The organism is Salinibacterium sp. (assembly GCF_031364185.1).
In the GTDB taxonomy this organism is placed as follows: domain Bacteria; phylum Actinomycetota; class Actinomycetes; order Actinomycetales; family Microbacteriaceae; genus Rhodoglobus.
The window spans coordinates 1-4,255 of sequence record NZ_JANLVV010000010.1; the positions used below are offsets into that span (position 1 = coordinate 1).

General features: G+C 64.6%; 6 protein-coding genes. All 6 read left to right on the forward strand.

The window, feature by feature from the left end:
• The coding region (locus tag RMN95_RS00810; protein WP_309615078.1) for an endolytic transglycosylase MltG at positions 1 to 248 on the forward strand (248 nt) is incomplete at its 5' end.
• Complete coding sequence (locus tag RMN95_RS00815) at positions 245 to 1,084, forward strand: shikimate dehydrogenase (protein ID WP_309615079.1); 840 nt, start codon at positions 245 to 247, stop codon at positions 1,082 to 1,084. The genes RMN95_RS00810 and RMN95_RS00815, both read left to right, overlap by 4 nt.
• Before the next feature lie 71 nt (positions 1,085 to 1,155).
• Entirely contained in the window at positions 1,156 to 2,361 is a 1,206-nt protein-coding gene (gene aroC / locus RMN95_RS00820; RefSeq protein WP_309615080.1) for a chorismate synthase, read from the forward strand.
• Positions 2,362 to 2,368: 7 nt separating this feature from the next.
• Positions 2,369 to 2,908: a shikimate kinase gene (locus tag RMN95_RS00825; RefSeq protein ID WP_309615081.1), complete on the forward strand. Its 540-nt coding sequence runs from the start codon at positions 2,369 to 2,371 to the stop codon at positions 2,906 to 2,908.
• On the forward strand, positions 2,905 to 3,978 hold the full coding sequence (aroB, locus tag RMN95_RS00830) for a 3-dehydroquinate synthase (protein WP_309615082.1): 1,074 nt from the start codon (positions 2,905 to 2,907) through the stop codon (positions 3,976 to 3,978). Before RMN95_RS00825 ends, aroB begins: the two co-directional genes overlap by 4 nt.
• A 44-nt stretch (positions 3,979 to 4,022) precedes the next feature.
• Positions 4,023 to 4,255, forward strand: a 233-nt coding sequence (locus RMN95_RS00835) for a type II 3-dehydroquinate dehydratase (RefSeq protein ID WP_309615083.1), incomplete at its 3' end; no start/stop codon positions are given.

Sequence of the window (4,255 nt, forward strand, 5' to 3'; positions counted from 1 at the left end):
CGGACGACAGCAATCCATACAACACCTATGTTCACCCTGGACTGCCAATCGGGCCTATTTCGGCCCCTGGCGCCGCCGCGATCGACGCAGCACTGCATCCGGTAGACGGACCATGGCTCTTTTTCGTGCTCGTCAATGGCGAGACCGGAGAGACTACATTCTCGACAACCGTGGACGAGCACAACGCGGCAGTCGAGGTCTGGCAGCAGTGGCTTCGCGATCATCCCGACTGGAACACGGGAGAGTGAAGGCTCGCACCAGGCTCGCGGTGCTGGGCTCGCCGATCTCCCATTCGCTTTCTCCGCGCATCCACAAGGCCGCATACGAGGTGCTGGGGCTCGACTGGAGCTATGAGTCTGTCGATGTCACAGAGGGGTCACTCGCGGGCTTCGCAAAGAAACTCGACTCGAGCTGGCGGGGACTGTCGCTGACAATGCCGCTGAAACGTGGCATCCTGCCTCTGCTGGATTTTCGGGACAGTGTGGTGGACACTGTGAGTGCCGCGAATACCGTGCTGGTCGGTGAAAACGGAGCACTTTACGGATTCAACACCGACGTATATGGAGTTGCGCAGTCATTCCGGGATGCCGGAGTACACAGCCTCGATACAGTGCATGTTCTCGGAGCCGGTGCTACGGCGGCCTCTGTTATCGCCGGGGTGGCCGGGCTCGGCGCGAGCAGGGTGTTGGTCTCCGCGAGGACGCCGGCAAAGGCGGCCGGTCTCGTCGAGCTTGGTGTCGACCTCGGGGTTGAGGTGATGATTGATGGCTGGGGCGTTGTGCCGCGTTCGATGGAGGTTGCCGCTGCCGTGGTGAGCACCCTGCCCGGTGGAGTGACAGTCCCCGACGTCACGTTCGAAGCCAGATCGACGAGCGTACTGCTCGATGTCGCCTATTCTCCCTGGCCCAGCGCACTGGCCACCTCGTGGGCGGCTGTGGGGTCCACCGTCATTTCGGGACTCGACCTTTTGGTCAACCAGGCCGTCGGGCAGATCCGGATCTTTCTCACCGGCAACCCGACCGAGCAACTGCCGGATGAAGCGGCAGTGATCCGAGCGATGCGAGAGGCTCTGCACTCCCGCTAAGGCCCGCCGTACGGCTCGGTCCGGAGTCGGTGTCGCGCCAGGGGAGGATCGCGCTATGAGAGGATTGGGGCATGCTGCGTTGGTTGACGGCTGGTGAGTCGCACGGTCCCGAGCTCGTCGCCATTCTCGAGGGGCTCCCCGCTGGAGTTCCGGTGACCGCCGAGGCGATCCAAGCGGACATGCAGCGTCGTTCGCTCGGGTACGGTCGCGGGGCGCGCATGAAGTTCGAACAGGACGAGCTTTCTATCAGTGGCGGGATCCGGTTCGGTGCCAGCATGGGGAGCCCGATCGCGCTGCGCATCGGCAACACGGAGTGGCCGCGCTGGATCGATGTGATGAGCGCCGCTGCCGTCGATCTTGAGTCGCTGCCGAAAGGGCGCAGCGCAGCCCTGACCCGACCTCGACCGGGCCACGCCGACCTCGTTGGCATGCAAAAATACGACTTTCCCGAGGCGCGGAACGTGCTCGAGCGGGCCAGTGCTCGTGAAACTGCGGCGCGGGTCGCGCTGGGTGCCGTAGCTCGCTCATTCCTCTCTGAACTCGGAATTCGGCTGGTGAGCCACACGCTGTCAGTGGGGACGGTGCGAGTGCCGGATGGGTCCCCTGTGCCCGGCGCCGACGACGTAGGCGTGCTCGACGCCGATCCGTTGCGCTGCTTCGACCCCGCGACATCCACCGCCATGGTCGCCGAAGTAGACAGGGCACACGACGACGGCGACACCCTCGGCGGAGTCGTCGAGGTACTGGCGTACGGGCTTCCACCCGGGCTCGGCTCGTACACGCACTGGGACCGGCGCCTCGACTCGCAGCTTGCCGCCGCGATCATGGGAATCCAGGCGATCAAAGGTGTCGAAATCGGTGACGGGTTCGAGACCTCCCGACGTCGCGGTTCCCAGGCGCACGACGAGCTGGTCATGGGCCCCGATGGCATCACGAGGCTCAGCGATCGGGCGGGTGGCACCGAGGGCGGTATGAGCACGGGCACCCTGCTCAGAGTCAGAGCGGCGATGAAGCCCATCTCCACGGTTCCGCGTGCCCTCAGGACAGTGGATGTCGCGACCGGCACGGCAGCGGAAGCCCACCACCAGCGTTCCGATGTCTGTGCGGTTCCCGCCTCCGGTGTCGTCGCAGAAGCCATGATTGCTCTCGTGCTCGCCAACTCCGTGCTCGAGAAATTCGGAGGAGACTCCGTCGGCGAAACCAAGCGCAACCTCGACGGCTATCTGTCTGCCATTCCCGATGCGCTCGCCACAGCGAACGCGTCAGTACGCGAATAGTAGGCGCGTGAATAGTCAGCGAGCTGGTGGCCAGGGCACGAGCGACTCCGGCGCCACTGTTGTGCTCATTGGCGCACCCGGGGCGGGAAAAACTCGCACGGGGCGCCGACTCGCGCGCCTGCTCGACGTGGCCTTCATCGACACCGACAGGCAGATTGTCGAGCGGCACGGAACGATCGCCGACATTTTTGCCGAGCATGGTGAGCCACACTTTCGTTCCCTCGAACGCGATGTCGTCGCGGAGGCGCTGCGAGAACACGCTGTCGTCACCCTCGGTGGGGGAGCCGTGCTCGATCCGCGAACACAGGCCGACCTCGGCCAGTTCCCGGTAGTGCAGCTCACGGTCACGGCGGAGGCCGTGCAGGCTCGCATTGGCGGGGGTAAACGACCACTGCTCGCCGACGGGATCGACTCCTGGCGTGCCATCGTCGGCGCCAGGCAGCCCCTCTACGATCGGCTCTCACAGCTCTCCATCGATACCTCGGGCCAACCCCTCGACGGGGTGGCCCAGCAGATAGCCGACTGGCTCGAAAGGCGGCAATCATGACTTCCACCACTATTTCTGTGGGCGGCGCAGACCCCTACGACGTCATCATCGGCCACGGAACCCTGGCCACCGTTGCAGGGCATCTGGGGTCGCGCGTGTCCAAGGTTCTGATCGTGCACCCACCCACCCTGGGGGCTCGGGCTGCGGCACTGCGCGACTCGCTCTCGGACAGCTATGAGGCTTTGCTGGCCGAGGTTCCCGACGCCGAAGACGCGAAACGTATCGAGGTTGCCGCGTTCTGCTGGGGCATCATGGGGCAAACCGACTTCACCCGGACGGATGCCGTGATTGGCTTCGGGGGAGGCTCCACCACCGACCTTGCAGGCTTCGTCGCAGCGACCTGGCTACGCGGCGTACGCCTCATCCAATGCCCCACCAGTGTCGCGGGCATGGTGGATGCCGCAGTCGGCGGCAAAACCGGAATCAACACGGCGGAAGGCAAGAACCTCGTCGGATCGTTCTACGCTCCAGCTGCTGTCATCGCCGACCTCGACGTGCTCGATGACCTGCCCCGCAACGAAATCCTCGCCGGTTTCGCGGAGATCGTGAAGTGCGGCTTCATCGGTGAGCCGGACATCCTCGACATCATCGAAGCAGATGTCGACCTCGCGACGGATCCGCACAGTGCCGAGTTTCGTCGCGTCGTCGAGTTGTCGATCGGTCTCAAGGCGCGAGTCGTGAGCGAAGACTTCAGGGAGTCTGGTGTGCGCGAGATCCTGAATTATGGCCACACCCTCGGCCACGCGATCGAGCATGCCGAACGCTACCGCTGGCGGCACGGCGCTGCCATCAGCGTGGGCATGGTCTTCGCCGCCGAGCTGGGTCGGCTCGCCGGTTCTCTGTCCGATGGCGTCGTCGACCGTCACCGCAGCATCCTCGAATCACTGACCCTGCCGATCGACTACTCGCTCGGACGCTGGAACACCCTGCTCGCAACCATGCAGCGCGATAAGAAGGCGCGCGCTGGCATGATCCGATTCATCGTGCTGGATGACGTCGGCAAGCCGACCGTGCTCGCGGGGCCGGACGAAGCCATGCTCTATGCCGCGTACCAGGAAGTTGGCGTCTGAGCCCCGGTCGGGCCACGCCGCAGACACTGGATACACTCGAACCCATGTCCACGGTCCTCATTCTCAACGGCCCCAACCTCGGCCGTCTCGGCAGTCGTGAGCCAGACGTGTACGGCAATGGCACGCTCGACGACCTCAAGGCGCGGCTGGAGGCCGAGGCATCCGGACTCACCATAGACCTGCGGCAAACCGATGACGAGGCGACTCTCATCGGCTGGCTGCACGAGGCTGTCGACTCGAAGTACCCGGTCATTTTGAATCCGGCGGCATTCACCCA